Annotated in this window: 14 protein-coding genes, 1 tRNA gene and 1 pseudogene; 10 read left to right on the top strand and 6 right to left on the bottom strand. The window is 62.4% G+C overall.

The window, feature by feature from the left end:
* Positions 1-67: 67 nt before the first annotated feature.
* A complete protein-coding gene (locus tag NATGR_RS08150) occupies positions 68-1,261 on the bottom strand; it encodes a CBS domain-containing protein (protein WP_005578480.1) in 1,194 nt (397 codons plus the stop codon).
* 300 nt (positions 1,262-1,561) lie between these two features.
* Between NATGR_RS08150 and NATGR_RS08145 the strand changes: the two genes are divergently transcribed.
* The 3 genes from NATGR_RS08145 to NATGR_RS08135 all read left to right on the top strand — a co-directional run bounded on the left by NATGR_RS08145 (position 1,562) and on the right by NATGR_RS08135 (position 3,466).
* A complete protein-coding gene (locus NATGR_RS08145; protein ID WP_005578481.1) occupies positions 1,562-1,795 on the top strand; it encodes a helix-turn-helix domain-containing protein in 234 nt (77 codons plus the stop codon).
* Between the two features lie 63 nt (positions 1,796-1,858).
* Positions 1,859-2,389, top strand: a complete 531-nt coding sequence (locus NATGR_RS08140) for a 50S ribosomal protein L16 (RefSeq protein WP_005578482.1) — start codon at positions 1,859-1,861, stop codon at positions 2,387-2,389.
* Between the two features lie 195 nt (positions 2,390-2,584).
* Positions 2,585-3,466 (top strand): ATP-grasp domain-containing protein, encoded by an 882-nt coding sequence (locus NATGR_RS08135; RefSeq protein WP_005578483.1) that lies wholly within the window; start codon positions 2,585-2,587, stop codon positions 3,464-3,466.
* A gap of 39 nt (positions 3,467-3,505) precedes the next feature.
* Here NATGR_RS08135 and NATGR_RS08130 read toward each other — a convergent pair whose 3' ends face one another.
* Both NATGR_RS08130 and NATGR_RS08125 read right to left on the bottom strand, forming a co-directional pair.
* Positions 3,506-3,907 carry an Hsp20/alpha crystallin family protein gene (locus NATGR_RS08130; RefSeq protein ID WP_005578484.1) on the bottom strand — a complete coding sequence of 134 codons (402 nt, stop codon included), beginning with the start codon at positions 3,905-3,907 and terminating at the stop codon, positions 3,506-3,508.
* A gap of 258 nt (positions 3,908-4,165) precedes the next feature.
* The gene (locus tag NATGR_RS08125; protein WP_005578485.1) at positions 4,166-5,251 is read right to left on the bottom strand and encodes a type II glyceraldehyde-3-phosphate dehydrogenase; all 1,086 of its coding nucleotides are present in this window, start codon (positions 5,249-5,251) and stop codon (positions 4,166-4,168) included.
* A 259-nt stretch (positions 5,252-5,510) separates the two neighbouring features.
* Between NATGR_RS08125 and gap the strand changes: the two genes are divergently transcribed.
* The 6 genes from gap to NATGR_RS08095 all read left to right on the top strand — a co-directional run bounded on the left by gap (position 5,511) and on the right by NATGR_RS08095 (position 11,498).
* Entirely contained in the window at positions 5,511-6,581 is a 1,071-nt protein-coding gene (gap, locus tag NATGR_RS08120) for a type I glyceraldehyde-3-phosphate dehydrogenase (protein WP_005578489.1), read from the top strand.
* A gap of 125 nt (positions 6,582-6,706) precedes the next feature.
* Positions 6,707-7,939, top strand: coding sequence for a phosphoglycerate kinase (locus tag NATGR_RS08115; RefSeq protein WP_005578491.1), 1,233 nt, complete (start codon positions 6,707-6,709; stop codon positions 7,937-7,939).
* 77 nt (positions 7,940-8,016) lie between these two features.
* The gene (locus NATGR_RS08110) at positions 8,017-8,961 is read left to right on the top strand and encodes an aminopeptidase (RefSeq protein WP_005578494.1); all 945 of its coding nucleotides are present in this window, start codon (positions 8,017-8,019) and stop codon (positions 8,959-8,961) included.
* A gap of 68 nt (positions 8,962-9,029) precedes the next feature.
* Positions 9,030-9,698 carry an HVO_0476 family zinc finger protein gene (locus NATGR_RS08105; RefSeq protein ID WP_005578496.1) on the top strand — a complete coding sequence of 223 codons (669 nt, stop codon included), beginning with the start codon at positions 9,030-9,032 and terminating at the stop codon, positions 9,696-9,698.
* Positions 9,699-10,038: 340 nt separating this feature from the next.
* Positions 10,039-10,701: a protein-L-isoaspartate(D-aspartate) O-methyltransferase gene (locus NATGR_RS08100; protein WP_005578498.1), complete on the top strand. Its 663-nt coding sequence runs from the start codon at positions 10,039-10,041 to the stop codon at positions 10,699-10,701.
* Between the two features lie 41 nt (positions 10,702-10,742).
* On the top strand, positions 10,743-11,498 hold the full coding sequence (locus NATGR_RS08095) for a protein-L-isoaspartate O-methyltransferase family protein (RefSeq protein ID WP_005578500.1): 756 nt from the start codon (positions 10,743-10,745) through the stop codon (positions 11,496-11,498).
* A gap of 193 nt (positions 11,499-11,691) precedes the next feature.
* Here NATGR_RS08095 and NATGR_RS08090 read toward each other — a convergent pair whose 3' ends face one another.
* Both NATGR_RS08090 and NATGR_RS19375 read right to left on the bottom strand, forming a co-directional pair.
* Complete coding sequence (locus NATGR_RS08090; RefSeq protein WP_015233459.1) at positions 11,692-13,875, bottom strand: bacterio-opsin activator domain-containing protein; 2,184 nt, start codon at positions 13,873-13,875, stop codon at positions 11,692-11,694.
* Between the two features lie 340 nt (positions 13,876-14,215).
* Complete coding sequence (locus NATGR_RS19375) at positions 14,216-14,488, bottom strand: hypothetical protein (RefSeq protein WP_139222392.1); 273 nt, start codon at positions 14,486-14,488, stop codon at positions 14,216-14,218.
* 38 nt (positions 14,489-14,526) lie between these two features.
* On the opposite strand from NATGR_RS19375, the pseudogene NATGR_RS20625 reads away from it, so the two are divergent.
* Positions 14,527-14,706: pseudogene (locus NATGR_RS20625) on the top strand (IS4/Tn5 family transposase DNA-binding protein); the annotation flags it as partial.
* 75 nt (positions 14,707-14,781) lie between these two features.
* On the opposite strand, the gene NATGR_RS08080 reads toward NATGR_RS20625, so the two are convergent.
* Positions 14,782-14,854, bottom strand: a tRNA-Asp gene (locus NATGR_RS08080).
* Between the last annotated feature and the right edge of the window lie 78 nt (positions 14,855-14,932).

Here is a 14,932-nt window from a genome sequence, read left to right as displayed (position 1 = left end):
TTGGGGCTCGAGACGGTTGCGAGAGTGACGACACTGGTCCTCGTCGCTGCCCGACTCTGGGACGGGGTTAATCCATGCTGCCGACCGGTTGGACCTGGTCACGTCGTCCGACCGCCCCGCCGCTTTGTTGGACGATGTCGAAGGCGGTCATCAGGTCCGTCCGAGAGATCAACCCGACGAGATCGTCGTCCTCGACGACGAGAAGACGACCAATGCCGCTTTGCTGCATGCGTTCGATCGCGGTCATCGCGTCGGAGTCGGGCGAAATCGTCTCGAGGTCGGTCGTCATCACGTCCTCGACGACGTAGGCGTCGCGTTCGACGGGATCGATCTCGCGGGCGTCCTCGAGCGTCACGAGTCCAATTAGTTCGCCGTCACTCCAGGCGTCGCGATCGACGACCGGGTAGCCGGTGTGGCGTTCGGTAAACATCCGCTGGACGAGTTCCGTGACCGAGGTTCCGGGCTCGACGGTGTGGAGGTCCCGGGCTGGCGTCATGATATCCGAGACTGTGACATCTTGGAACGCAGCCTTCATCGTCACCTGCTGGGCCTCGCTCGAGGCAGCGATGTAGACGAAGAAGGCGACGGCGATGAGGATGATGTTGAACGCGAACAGGCCGAACAGCCCCATGATGAACGCGAACATCTTTCCGATGCTGGCGGCCTGTTGAGTCGCCTGAGCGTACGGCTGACTTCGGGCCAGTAGTGCTCGAAGAATCCGCCCGCCGTCCATCGGGAACGCCGGCACCATGTTGAAAATCGCAAGCGCAACGTTCAATACTGCGAGATAGCCGAGGACGAACCGCGCGCCGTCGAACGCCTCGGGTGTCACCAGAAAGAGCGCGTACGACACCACTCCGACGAGAACCGAGACGATCGGACCGGCGATAGCGATGTTGAACTCTTGCTTCCAGTCTTCGGGCATCTCCGACAGTGCAGCGATCCCCCCGAGCAGCCACAGTGTGATCGAGTCGATCGGGAACCCGTACCGCTGGGCCGTCACCGAGTGACCCAGTTCGTGAAACAGGACGCCGACGAACAACCCGATCGCTGCGGCCAACCCGACGAGATACGGGAGCCACCATTCGGCCGTGAGCGCGCCGACATCGATACCGGCATTCATCGTTACGTTGAGCAACTCGATGACTGGCTCGATCTGAAACCCGATGAGATACGCGAACACCGGGAGGATCAGCAAGAACGTGAGATCGAGTTTGATCGGAATCCCGAACAGGGAACCGATCCGGAAACTCTTCATCATGCTCTATGCTAGCGGTGGAGACCCTTAAAAACGCCGACAGACGAAATCCGCGTCGTTCACAGGCTCACAGTCGAACCGCTGTGGCAACTCACTCGAGTTCGCCAACCCACCTGTCGACCGGTTCGTCTACAGCGGGACACCCCACTCTCGTCGAATGCCGATCGAGCGATGTCGCTCGAGCACCCGTTCATAGCGTCTTCAAGCAAGTAGTAATATGACATATATATCCATCTATGCTCTCTAAAGAGTACTCATCGACTGCACCATAGAGTTATATCCTGGTACGTAGCCGATGCCGGTATGCTAGATCCACAGCGTTCGATCGAACCGACCGAACCACTCCCCCCTGCAATCGATTCGCCGCAGGCGAAACTGGTGTACCTCTACCTCGAGGCGACCGGGGGCGCAACGGCGACCGACCTCGCTCGCGCGTTGTCGATGAAGAAAATCGCAATTTTGAGCGTTCTCAACGCGCTCTCGAGTCAGGGCCTCGTCGAGAAAGTCGACGCGAAGTACGCAACGGTCGACCGGTAACGCGAGAGTTCGCTTCGAAGCCTTTATCCGCACGGTAGGCTTCCGTTTTCGTAAGTAACCACAATGTCCGAGAAACCCGCCTCGATGTACCGGGACATCAGTAAGCCGGCCTACACGCGCCGTGAATACATTACTGGCATCCCGGGTTCGAAGATTGCACAGCACAAGATGGGCGACATCGGTGCCGAGGCCGAGGACTACCCCGTCCAGATCAGCCTCGTCACGGAAGAAGAAGTCCAGATCCGTCACGGCTCACTCGAGTCCTCACGTCTCTCGGCCAACCGCTACATGCTGAAAAACGCCGGCGAGGGTAACTACAAGATGATCCTGCGTAAGTTCCCCCACAACGTCATTCGGGAGAACAAGCAGGCGACCGGTGCGGGTGCAGACCGTGTTTCCGACGGGATGCGCCAGTCGTTCGGGAAAATCGTCGGCACCGCCGCGCGAATCGACGCTGGCGACCGCATCTTCACGATCTGGTGTGACGTCGACGACGCCGACTTCGCCAAGGAAGCGTTCCGTCGCGCCTACAACAAGATCACGCCGCCGTGTCGGATCGTGGTCGAGAAAGGCGAAGAGAAATTGATCGCGTGAATCGCCTCGGGGCCAAGTGGTTCGAGAATCGAAAATTCTCGTCATCACGAGGGAGCTTCGCTCTCTCGAACGACCCCGAGGCTTCCCGTTTCTACGACGCGCTTTGCAGACACTTGATACGGATTACTGTCAGTCAGCCGTATCACTCCCGGCCAGTAACTGGACTTTTTTATCGATCTACACCTCACTCCTGGTATGATCGATCTCGCGGTCGCCAACGATCAGGAGACGTTCGAGCGGATGCGCGATCCACTCGAGGAGCGTGGTATCCGCGTCCATCACGTGCCTGCGAGCGAGCGCGTGGTGGATCTGACAGAGCCACCGTGGGGACCCGACGAGTACGACGTCGGCTTCGTCTATCCCGGTCGGCTAATGGAGGGTGGGGTTGCCGATGCACTGCTGGAGATACCGTGGCTCAACGACCACGAGACGGTCTCGACCTCGCGGAACAAGGCCGAAGTACTCGCGCGTCTCGAGCGGGACGGTCTTCCTGTACCGAAGTCGGTCTACGTCTCGAACGATGTCTCGGAGGGCGAACTGGCCGAGGTCTTCGAGCGGTTCGAGCCGCCGGTCGTCGTCAAACCGAACTCGACGACGCGAGGTGTCGGTGTTGCGAAGGCTCACGACCTCGATTCCTTTCTGGGAATCTGTGACTATCTCTCGCTGGTCCACGACTACCGGGCGACCGGCGACCGGTCGTTTCTCGTCCAGGAGTACGTACCGAATGCGACGGACTACCGCGTGATGGTCCTCGAACGAGAGTGTGTCGGTGCGGTCGAACGCCGACTTCCCGACGAGGCCATCGCGGAGGGCCAGTGGAAACACAACGTCCATCGTGGGGCCGAAGCGACCGGTGTCGACCTCCCGGCGGAACACCGACGGCTGGCAGAATCGGTCGCCGAAGCTCTCGAGATCCCGTTTGTCGGCGTCGACTTGCTCGAGACCGCAGATCGACTGGTGGTCAACGAGACGAACGCTCGCCCGACGATCGACGAGGCGACGAAGTACGAGTCGGGGTTCTACGACCGGTTGGCGTCTGGGATACGAACGAGGGCAGACACGGAACGCAACGAGTAGGAACCCCGAACCGATCGGGAATCGACCGCGACGCCCGCGTTACTCGAGACTGATACCCGAGGACTGTTCGGCTGACTCGAAGACGACCTCGAGGACGCCGTTGTTGTAGGTTGCAGAGGCAGTGTGTTCGTTGACGCGACGCGGGAGATCGACGCGCTCGTCGTATTGGCGGCGGTCGCTGCTTGCCGAGATCGTCAGGGACTTGCCGTCACACTCGAGTTCGATGTTGTCTTTTGCGACGCCTGGGAGATCGGCGATGACGCGGATCTCGTCGTCGGTGTCGTGAATGTCGACGTGGGTGTCGGTCCCGAAGCCGTTTCCGGCGTTGCCTGGGGAGCTAAAGTCGACGTCAGTGTCGGCGCTGTTCATCATTTCGTTCATCATTCGTTCGATCTCACGAAAGAGGTCGTCGAAGGGTTCGTCACGGTCGTCACGACGCATGGATGTTCGTAAGGATGGGAGGTGCAAAAACTTTCCCCGGATCGAAGAAGTCAACGGCCGATCAGGTCTTCTGTGTGGTCGGGTCGGGACCGCTCTGCCGGTGGCCTTCTTCCACGTTTCGGTGGTCGGGCTACGCTGCGGAACGGGTCACTACGAGCACGGGACAGCGATTCGTCCCGTACGGACTGGTGTCCCGATTATCGGCACAACCGCGACCCGGGCGGCGGTTGCGCCGGTAAATCGGGACAGTAATCCGTATCAGTCGTCCGCCAGCGATTCGTCGGGCGTTCCTCGGTTGGCCGTGAGATCGGTTCGGTCGGTGAGGTATCCCAGATCGATGCCGAGCGTTTCGTTCGTAAGCGCTCGACTCTCCGGGCCGGAGTGATCTCCCTCTAGCGCACGGATCGCGTCGACGTTTTCGGGGACGACATCGGCCTCCTGGTGGATCGCTTGCATGCAGTACAGATCCTGGCCCTGGAGGGTCAGTGACTCTTCCCAGAGGCAGTTCTCCCAGATGTCTCCCCGCGGTCGGCCGGCGTCCTGTGCGAGATCTTTGAGGGTGCCTGCGCCGTCGATGCCGGCGTAGTCGGGAACCGTGAGGATGCGGTCTTCGCTTTTGAACAGGTCGATCACTTCGTCGATGTCGTCGGGTCGGTTCTCGAGGGTGACGTTGACCGAGTGGACGTGCATCATCGTCGTCGGAACCTTCAGCCCGATCGTGTCGATGTCGAGTTCGGGGAAGATCGTCTGGACGTCCGGCCCGTGGTGGGACGGAATCGACACCGGGTCCGGGACCGTGTCGTTGATCGGGCCGCGACCGGTCTGGTCCGGGTCGCCGCCGCGGCGAACGAGTGTCACTCGAGTCTTGTCGACGCCGTAGTGCTCGTGGAGTGGAGCGAGGAATCGGGAAAGACCGGTCGTGTTACAGGAGACGACCCGTGCGTAGTCGGCGTCTTCGGCTTCGTCGTAGTTTACACGAGCGTTGAAGCTCACTTCGGCGACGGTCGCGTCTTCGCCGCCTTGGAAGAGTGCGGGTGTTTCGTGGCGTTCGTACAGCGGACGGTTCTCGGCACCGATGCCTGACGGTGTTGCGTCGACGACAATGTCGCTTTCGGCGACCAGGTCGTCGACAGTACCGGCGAGGTCGATGCCGATTTCGCGGAACTCGTCGGCACGGTCTTCGTCTACGGCGTAGACGGGGTAGTCCTCTTCGTCGGCCCCAACTGCGACGTAGTCAGGGCTGCGTTTCCCGACGCCCTGGACCGCCATGTCGGGCTGTTTGCGGACAGCATCCGCGACGCGTTTGCCGATGGTTCCGTACCCGTTGATTCCGACCCGTAGCATATGGGTCTACGTCCACCGCCGACGCTCATAACCTTTTTGCAGGAAGTTGATATATGTTAACTCGAAATTGAGTAACCTGGGGAGAGTGCCGTGCAGTGATGTGGTATCTCACACCTGTGTGGTCGACTAGACATGTCCGTAAAGTGGTTGTTGATCCGCAGCCCCGGAACGTTCTGGTGCCGACGACACTCCGTCGGCGAATACATAACGGTTCTAAACTGGGGAACAAATTTAACGCTGGCCATCTTACTACTCGGATATGAGTGAACTTTCGTACAGTGTGGTCGAAGAGACGGTCCGCGTCGGTCTCAACGGCTTCGGCAGAATCGGTCGAAGCGTTTTGCGCGCGGCACTGTCGGACGATGATGTCGAGATCGTCGCCATCAACGACGTGATGGACGACGACGACATGGCGTACCTGCTCGAGTACGATTCCGTCTACGGCCGACTCGAGGACGTCTCCCAGGACGGCGACACACTCTCCGTCGGCGACCGCGAGATCGACCTCCTCTCCGAGCGCGATCCCACGGCACTGCCCTGGGACGAACTCGATGTCGACGTCGCGTTCGAGGCGACCGGCCTGTTCCGGACCCACGACGAGGCCGCAAAGCACCTCGAGGCCGGAGCCGAGAAGGTCGTCATCTCCGCCCCGCCGAAAGGCGAGAAGACGGTCCCGATGTTCGTCTACGGCGTCAACCACGAGGAGTACGACGGGGCTGACGTCGTCTCGAACGCTTCCTGTACGACCAACTCTATCGCACCGGTTGTGAAGGTGCTCGAGGAGGAGTTCGGTATCGAGTCGGGGCTGCTGACGACGGTTCACGCCTACACCGGTTCGCAAGACCTCATCGACGGCCCGAGCAGCAAACGCCGTCGCGGTCGGGCTGCCGCCGAAAACATCGTCCCGACGACGACCGGTGCTGCAGTCGCCACCACCGAGGTCCTCCCCGAACTCGAGGGGAAACTCGACGGCATGGCGATTCGTGTGCCGGTCCCGAACGGATCGATTACCGACCTCACCGTCGACCTCGAGTCCGACGTTACGAAAGCCGACCTCGAGGCGGCGATCCGCGAGGCTGCGGACGGCGACCTCGCCGGCGTCCTCGGATACACCGACGACGAAATCGTCTCGCGGGACGTCGTCGGCCTGCCGTTCTCCTCGTACGTCGATCTCGAGGGATCGATGGTCCTCGAGGACGGCCTCGTGAAGGTACTTGCCTGGTACGACAACGAGTACGGCTTCTCGGAGCGAATGCTCGATCTCGCGACCTACGTGGTCTCCGAGTCCGAAGACGTCGAGTCCGACGCCGACGAAGCGGTCGTACGGTAGCCTCGGTTCCGAACGCGTTCGGCCGGGCTCGACCGCGTTCGACCGCGTTCGACCCGTTCGATTTCGTTTCCCCCTGTTATTTGACCGTGTCAGTCGACCTAGGAACCACGAACACGAACACAGTCATGAGCACGACTACGTCCACGTTCCAGACCATCGACGACCTCGAATCGGGACAGCAACTGCTCGTCCGTATCGACATCAACGCCCCCGTCGAAGACGGCGTCGTCCAGGACAACCGGCGGTTCGCCCGCCACGCCGAAACCATCGCCGAACTGCTCGCGGACGACCACGCCGTAGCCCTGCTCGCCCACCAGGGACGGCCGGGTCGTGACACGTTCATCTCGCTCGAGGGACACGCCGACATCCTCGCCGACCACCTCGGACAGGAGGTCGCGTTCGTCGACGACACCGTCGGCGAGGACGCCCTCGAGGCGATCGGCGGACTCGAGGCCGGCGACGTTCTCCTCCTCGAGAACGCCCGAATGTGCGAGGAAGAACTCCCCGAAGAAGCCCCGGACGAGAAAGCCGACACCGAGTTCGTCCAAACGCTCGCCCCCGAGTTCGACGCCTACGTCAACGACGCCTACTCGGCGGCCCACCGCTCACACGCCTCGCTCGTTGGGTTCCCTCGAGTGCTGGACGCCTACGCGGGCCGGGTGATGGAGTCGGAGTACACTGCGAACTCGGCGATCCAACAGCGGGAGTTCGACGGGCTGGTGACGATGGTGCTTGGCGGGACGAAAGCCGAGGACCTCATCCCGGTCATCGAGGAGGTCGACGATACCGTCGATCGCTTCTGTCTGGGTGGGATCGTCGGCGAACTCTTCTTGCGTGCCGACGGCCACGACGTCGGCTACGACGTCGAGGGAACCGAGTTCTTCGACCACCAGTGGGAGGACCACGCCGACACCATCGAAGGCGTCCGCGAGGAGTACGGCGACCGACTACACCTCGCGAGTGACCTTGCCTCCGAGACCGACGACGGCGAGCGCGTCGAACGAGCCGTCGCCGAGATCGAGAAGGAGACGTCGTATCTCGACGTCGGGAGCGACACCGCCGACGAGTACGCCGACCTCGTCGCCGAATCCGAGGCCGTCTTCGTCAAGGGCGCACTCGGCGTCTTCGAGGACGAGCGCTTCGCCGACGGCACCGTCGCGGTGCTCTCTGCGATCGCCGAGGCCGACTGCTTCTCGGTCGTCGGCGGCGGCGACACCTCCCGTGCGATCCCGATGTACGATCTCGAGGAAGAGGACTTCTCGCACGTCTCGGTCGCCGGCGGTGCCTACGTCCGCGCGCTCACGGGCGAGGGGCTCGTCGGTGTCGAGGTCCTCGAGGCCGTCGCAGAGTCCGAGTAGCCGTCCGAAACCAGCCGCTCGTGACCGTGCCGGAGCAGAAGGCAAAGCCTATCGGCACAACGGGCGGACGTAGTACTATGTCCGAACTTCGAACTGCTGCTGAAACTGCCGTCCAGCAGTGCCTCGAACTCGAGGGCGAGGAGTCCTGCGTGGTCGTCACGGACGACGACCGGGAACCAATCGGTGTGGCCCTCTACGAGGTCGTCCGCGAGGTAACCGACGACGCGACGATCGTCCGCTACCCGCCGGGCGAACAACACGGAGCCGAACCACCGGCACCGGTCGCGGCCGCCATGGAAGGAGCAGACGCCTTCCTCGCACCGACGACGAAGAGCCTGAGCCACACCCGCGCTCGATCCGACGCGACCGACGAGGGAGCCCGGGGTTCGACGCTGCCCGGAATCACCGAGGAGGTGTTCGTCACCGGGCTCGACGCCGACTACGATCGCATCGCCGACGAGTGCAAACGCACCCTCGAGCGCGTCGCCGACGCCGACGAGGTCCGCGTGACGACCGACCTGGGGACCGACATCACGTTCGCGGTCGGCGATCGGGAGTGGCACGACGACACCGGCGACGTGAGCGATCCGGGGTCGTTCTCGAACCTCCCCGCGGGCGAGGTGTTCGTCAGCCCCGAATCGGCCGACGGCACCTACGTCGTCGACGGAACGATGCGACCCCACGGGCTGCTCGAGGGCCGTGAACTCGAGTTCGTGGTCGAGGACGGCCTCGTCACGGAAATCTCGGACGACGAGATTCGCGCACAGGTCGACGAAGCGGCCGACGAGGTCGGTGACGCGGCGTACAACCTCGCCGAACTCGGCATCGGGACGAACGTCGGTGTCACGGAACTCGTCGGCTCGGTTCTGCTCGACGAGAAGGCGGCGGGGACGATTCACATCGCCATCGGTGACAACGCCAGCATCGGCGGCGAGACGGAAGCCCCGATCCACCTCGACGGCATCGTCCGAGACCCGACGGTGTACGCCGACGGTGAGGAGATCGAACTTCCCGAAGCGTAGTCCGAAACGGTATCACACCCGACGACAGGTCCAATCGCCTTTTAGGTGCGTGGCCGCTACGGAGTGTTATGAGCGATTCATCGGAGCTGCCGGATCGGGTTCCGACACCCTGCCCGTCGTGCTCGCCGGAGCTCGAGACCGTCCACGAGGTCCTCACCGCGAGCGAAGGCGGTGGGACCGTCACCGTCCGCTGCAGTGAGTGTGGCCACGTCCACAAGGTACAGCCCGAACGAACGGCCGAAGTAACGCTAGACGTCGTCGTCTCCCAGGACGGCGAGTCCTTCACGGCAAACGTCACGACGCCCGAAGACGAGACCGTCGAGGTCGGCGACGAGTTCATCTTAGAGACCGAGGAAGTGCTCTCGACCGTTCGCGTGACCAGCGTCGAACTCGAGGGTCACAAGCGAGTCGACGAAGCCCCCGCCGAGGAGGCCGAGACCGTCTGGACCCGCGAGGTCGACAACGTCGCGGTCAACGTGACGATCCACCCGCAGGACGGCTCTCGAGACGACAGCCGCTCGACGACGGTTTACGTCCCCGGTGACTACGAGTTCGAGGTCGGCGCGATCGAGGAGTTCGGCGACGACGAGTTCGAAATCGACGCCTTCGTCGTCCGCGACGACGCCTCGAGCTACGAGCGGGACCGCTACGAGATGGAAGGCGACACCGTGCTGGCGAAAGACACAAAACGGATCTACGCCTACGACGAGCAGACAAGCGCCTGGTCGGCCTGGTAAACTCGTTCGTTCTTTCGAGAGCTGAAAACTACAACGCAGGGACTTACAGCGACTCGAGGCGAAAGCAACCGCTTTCGCAGCGAGATGAAGCCGACACCACCCAGAAAGCCCCCGGCCCTTTTATACGGATTACTGTACCGATTTACCGGCGCAACCGCCGCCCGGGTCGCAGTTGTGCCGCAAATGACTTACAGTAAACCGTATCAGTCCCGCCCGAAACCTCACCCTCCCCAGCCGACTGCGTGCACCACGAATTCTGGCTGTATTCGTCAGTCTCCTGTCGGGATACCCCCGCAATTTCGGCCCACTACCTATTGCCCGCGAGCGCGTATCGTCGACCATGTTCGACCGCTTCGGGTTCGACGGCCCTGGCGACGCCGACGACTACGAAACCGTCCGCGAGCGGATGATCCGGACCGTCGCCTCCCGCGTCGACGACGACCGCGTCCTCGAGGCGCTCGAGTCGGTGCCCCGTCACGAGTTCGTCCCGCCGGATCGCCGCGGCGACGCCTACGCCGACCGGCCGCTGCCGATCGGCGAGGGCCAGACGATCAGCGCACCGCACATGGTCGCGATCATGGCCGACGAACTGGAACTCGAGGAAGGCGAGTCTGTTCTCGAGATCGGGACTGGCTGTGGCTACCACGCGGCAGTCACGGCCGAGTTCGTCGGCGCGGAGAACGTCTACAGCGTCGAGTACGGCGAGGAGCTGGCAGAGAAGGCACGCGAACGGCTGAAAAAGACGGGCTACGGCGACGTCTCGGTGCGGGTCGGTGACGGCCGCGAGGGGTGGGCCGACCACGCCCCCTACGACGCCGCCTACTTCACCTGTGCGACGCCGGAACTGCCAGGCCCGGTCGTCGAACAGCTCCAGACGGGTGGCCGACTACTCGCTCCCGTCGGGACCGCCTTTCAGACGCTCGTGAAAGCAACGAAGCGGGCAGACGGGAGCCTCGAGCGGACCGAACACTGCGGCGTCCGGTTCGTTCGAATGCGCGGGTAGGCAAGCGCGCCATTGATTACGTCTCGAGCGATACTCCGACTATGGAACCCGCGGTACTACGGGACGACATGGTCGACGGGCTTACGTCACCACCCAAAGAGGTCCTCTCGAACGAGGCTGTCGCCCTCGCCATGCGGGATGTCTCGCGCCACGAGTTTCTCGAAGAGGAGCGGGTGGCCTACGCCGATCGCGAACACGAAACACTCGGAACGCGCGTCCTCGCGCCGAGTACGGTCGCTCGTCTCTTCGATACCCTCTCGATCGAGGACGGCGACAGCGTGTTGATCGTCGGCGCTGGCGTCGGCTACACGGCAGCAGTCGCCGCGGAACTGACCGACGAGACGAACGTCCACGCCATCGACATCGCCCGCCCACTGGTCGGGCTAGCTCGCGAGAACCTGGCTCGAGCGGGGTACAATGGCGTGCTCGTCGACCGACGCGACGGTGCGAGCGGTCTGCCGGAGTACGCTCCGTTCGATCGCATCCTACTCGAGGCGGCGGCCGTCGAACCGCCACGAGCGTTGCTCGATCAACTCGCCGAGGACGGCCGACTCGTCTTTCCCTGTGGCACTCAGCGACAGCGACTCGTTTCGGTCTCTCCCGGGGACAAACGGCGTGAGTTCGGCATCGTTTCATTCGATCCGCTGCTCGTCGACGGCGAACAGGCCGGTGCCGTCGAGCGAAACCGCACAGAACGGGAAGACCGGGAACGTGCCCGAAAGCGACTCGAGTCCCGTGCTGGCTGGGAACGAGAGTGGATCGAATGGGACCGTCGCGTCGAATCGGGGCCGAACTGACGACCGCGCTCGCACGTCGTGTCGGAGATGGCTCTCTGGATCGCCGGAAATGTGGGGAAATTGGGGATTGGGGGTGGGGGGTGGGGTGGGGGTGGCGACAACTACCGAAGATCGCCACTCAGTCCTACGTGCTACTACTCATTAAGCATACTCTATAACCTATTAGTAATGGACAGTGGCAAGTACTAATTAATTAGATTCCATCGAACGCGAGCGAGACGAGCTTTCGCTCCGCTGCCCGGAGGTGATAGTGGTAGGTCGGCGGCGACACCGACAGCACCTCGGCGAGTTCTTCGGCCGTCGTCTCCCGCGGCCAGGAAAAGAATCCACCGTAGTGAGCCGCCTGCAACGCCTCGAACTGTCTGTCTGTCAGTCGCTGTTCGAGGTACGTATCGAGCTGACGGGTCGAGGGAGTCGCGGTCGTCTCCCGACGTGCCTGCAACTCCGTTTCAGGGTACTCGACCCTGATCGACTCGACGAGTTCGCGAGTATCGATCTGTTTGGGAACCGCCAGGGTGAGCGTCGCGACGCCGCCCTCGGAGGCGACCGACTGGAGCCTGACGTCGTAGCTGTGTAACACCTCGAGAAACGGCGTTGGACCGGTCGTCGCCTCGAGCAACAGTTCGTCGCCCTCGGAGACGACCGTGGCTCGCTCGACGACCGCCGACTCTTCTTCGAGCGTGGCCGGCGAAACGGTGTCGGGAGCGCTGACGAAACTGACGACGTCTCCGTCGCCACGATCGATCACGCCCTCGAGCGTTACTCGTCCACCCGACCAATTCGAGAGCCGATTGAGCAATAGCCGGTCGTCCCGACACTCGAGTTCGAGTTCGATCCGGCTATCGATCAACATCGCCCGCGCTCGCTCGACCGACCGGAGCGCGTACCCGATCGTCTCTCCGAGTTCGGCGAAGACCTCTCGTTCACGGTCGCCAATCGAGCCGACGCCGTCGACGTGAACGACCAGGACGCCGCGGCGTCGTTCTTCGTCGGAAAGTGGCACCGCAAGAACCGTCTGGTAGCCGTGGGTGAGTGCTTCTTTACGGCGATGGTCCCAGCCTTCGGCCTCGAGGACGTCGTCTACGACGCAGACGCAGTTAGACTCGAGAGCGTCACGGACTAGGGCGACTTCGGGCGCACGGTCGCCTTCCTCGTGAAGCTTGTCGACGTACGTTGCGTCGACGCCGGCCCAGGTGGTCGGTTCCGGTGGTTCGTCCGCGGTCGCAATCCAGGCGAACTGGTAGCGGTCGGTGTTGGCGAGGCGCTCACAGACGGTCGTCTCGATTTCCGGCCGCGTCGAGGCCTGTGCGATCCCGTGATTGATCTCTCGAACAACGCTGTTCGTGTGGTTGAGTCTACTCAGTTCCTCGTTTTGCTGGGTCAACGTCCGGTCGCGCTCCCGGAGCAGGTCCTCGCGTTCGGCACGATCCAGCGCGGCCTCGACGTTTGCCGATAGCACGTGCAGCAGTTCCGTCTTCGCCCCATCGAAACCGTCGGTATCGTCGGTGCCGGCGACCAACACCCCGTGGGTACCGAGGGGAACGACAAGTTCGCTCCAGTTCCGAACGGCCGGATCGTCGTCCTCGACGGCAGTGGCCCTGACAGCGTCCGTTCCGTCGCAGGTGGTCGTTTCACCCTCCGAGAAGACCTCCCAGACGACTCCGTCACCGCGTTCGAACCGCGGCGCGGGATCAAGGCCTGTCGTTCCTGTCGGCGTCTCCGGAGTTACAGCCGGAGCCTCACCGCTTTTCGGCTCGGTCCCTACCGTCCTTTCGGACGACGCACTCAACTCGAGTGCACCCTCACTCGAGTCGAACGCGTAGGCCACGACGACCGGAACGTCGAGATCCTCTCGGCCCGTCTCAACCGCCGTCCGGTAAATCTCGTCTTTGCTCTCGGCCCGCATCAAGTCACGCGCCGTCTCGTGTAGTGCCGTGACCGTCCGCTGGTATCGTCGCTCGTTTTCCTGAAGTTCGTTTTCGGTGCGGTACTGTTCGACAGCGTTGACGATCTCAGCTGCCAACACGGCGTACTGCTCGCTCTCGGCCCGCTTCTGCAGATACTGTGTCACACCAGCATCGATCGCTTCGCTCGCGACAGCCTCGGACCCTCTGCCCGTAAAGAGAATAAACGGCAGATCGGGATCTACCGCTCGAACCTGCTCAAGCAGTTCGAGGCCGGTCATCCGCGGCATCGCGTAGTCACTGACGATACAGTCGACCGGCGGTGCTCCGGTCGCTTCGAGACGTTCGAGTGCGTCCACGGTGCTCGTCGCTGGCTCGGCATCGATCGCGTCGCGTTCGCGCTCGAGCATCTCGCAGGCCAGTTCGGCGAAACCGGGTTCGTTGTCGACGACAAGGGCAGTAATGTTCGTCATGAATCTGCGTAGTCTGCTGTCGCGATCTCGGTCCTCGTCGCCGACCCCGACGATCCCCACTCGTCGTACGACGGACCCCAATCGGTTATTAACTAATTAGCTCTCGCCCGGAAATATATTCTTATCAGAGCGACCGGAGCCACAGATCGGTCAGCTCTTGGTCAAACGTCGATGAAGGCGTCGAGCCGGCCCACACAACCGGTTTCGACCCGTCAGTCGACGGTTGGGACGGTATTAGCCATCGCCGACCACCACGACGTCGGTTGTCTCGCCGTTCCCCCCGCCGTCGGCTCCATCGTTTTCCGACGTGTCGAATCGGTCGACGAGCGACTGGAGTTCGTCAGCACGACCCGACAGCGACTCGGCGTTTTCGACGATTCCCCGTACCGCGCTCGTCTGTTCTTCGGCTGCCGCCGACACGTTCGGTCTCGAGTTGCCCGCGCTGTCGTTTCGCCCCGACCGTCACGTCGAGATTCCCGGCCTCGATCGCCTCCGCGTAGCCCGTCAACTCCTCGAGAAGCTCTCCCGCCCCCTCGCCGAGTGCCACCTGTCCTGTATCCGTCGAGACGACTTCCTTGAGCCACCCACCGCTAAAGCGCTGTCTCTTACCCACAAATCCTATCGCCGTAGTTCGCAGAGAGTGTGGCCAAGATGCAGAGTGGGTCACAAAGCCGGAGGACAGATGGAGGCGAGGCGGAGCTGTGTCAGACTGATGGCTCTGGCAAAATTCGAAAGGAGTTTCAGTCTGCTGAGTTTGGCGACGAACGCCTGACAGACCGATTGGTCAAGATTGGGGATCGGCTCTGCAGGACACCTGCCGAGTCGAAACCAACTTATCGTCGTCTCTCGCCGTTCGATGTTCGCAACACAGCACGCTGGTTGCTCACGAATTACACTCCAAGAAAACGCCCGAGGCGGGATTTGAACCCGCGTCACAACCGTGACAGGGTTGTATGATGGGCCACTACACCACCCGGGCTTGCAACTCATCGTTTCCCGGTGAGAGTATTAAGGGTTTTGTTCTCGGTTCGCCCAGTCAAACTGCTGTCATCGTCAT

It is taken from the genome of Natronobacterium gregoryi SP2 (assembly GCF_000230715.2).
Taxonomy (GTDB): Archaea; Halobacteriota; Halobacteria; order Halobacteriales; family Natrialbaceae; genus Natronobacterium; species Natronobacterium gregoryi.
Note: the sequence above shows the minus strand (reverse complement) of the source record. Positions and strands in the feature narration are given on the sequence as shown.

What these genes read in the sequence shown, in the direction of transcription:
- NATGR_RS08150 (WP_005578480.1), bottom strand. Translation starts at nt 1,261, where the DNA reads ATGATGAAGAGTTTCCGGATCGGTTCCCTGTTCGGGATTCCGATCAAA.
- NATGR_RS08145 (WP_005578481.1), top strand. Translation starts at nt 1,562, where the DNA reads ATGCTAGATCCACAGCGTTCGATCGAACCGACCGAACCACTCCCCCCT.
- NATGR_RS08140 (WP_005578482.1), top strand. Translation starts at nt 1,859, where the DNA reads ATGTCCGAGAAACCCGCCTCGATGTACCGGGACATCAGTAAGCCGGCC.
- NATGR_RS08135 (WP_005578483.1), top strand. Translation starts at nt 2,585, where the DNA reads ATGATCGATCTCGCGGTCGCCAACGATCAGGAGACGTTCGAGCGGATG.
- NATGR_RS08130 (WP_005578484.1), bottom strand. Translation starts at nt 3,907, where the DNA reads ATGCGTCGTGACGACCGTGACGAACCCTTCGACGACCTCTTTCGTGAG.
- NATGR_RS08125 (WP_005578485.1), bottom strand. Translation starts at nt 5,251, where the DNA reads ATGCTACGGGTCGGAATCAACGGGTACGGAACCATCGGCAAACGCGTC.
- gap (WP_005578489.1), top strand. Translation starts at nt 5,511, where the DNA reads ATGAGTGAACTTTCGTACAGTGTGGTCGAAGAGACGGTCCGCGTCGGT.
- NATGR_RS08115 (WP_005578491.1), top strand. Translation starts at nt 6,707, where the DNA reads ATGAGCACGACTACGTCCACGTTCCAGACCATCGACGACCTCGAATCG.
- NATGR_RS08110 (WP_005578494.1), top strand. Translation starts at nt 8,017, where the DNA reads ATGTCCGAACTTCGAACTGCTGCTGAAACTGCCGTCCAGCAGTGCCTC.
- NATGR_RS08105 (WP_005578496.1), top strand. Translation starts at nt 9,030, where the DNA reads ATGAGCGATTCATCGGAGCTGCCGGATCGGGTTCCGACACCCTGCCCG.
- NATGR_RS08100 (WP_005578498.1), top strand. Translation starts at nt 10,039, where the DNA reads ATGTTCGACCGCTTCGGGTTCGACGGCCCTGGCGACGCCGACGACTAC.
- NATGR_RS08095 (WP_005578500.1), top strand. Translation starts at nt 10,743, where the DNA reads ATGGAACCCGCGGTACTACGGGACGACATGGTCGACGGGCTTACGTCA.
- NATGR_RS08090 (WP_015233459.1), bottom strand. Translation starts at nt 13,875, where the DNA reads ATGACGAACATTACTGCCCTTGTCGTCGACAACGAACCCGGTTTCGCC.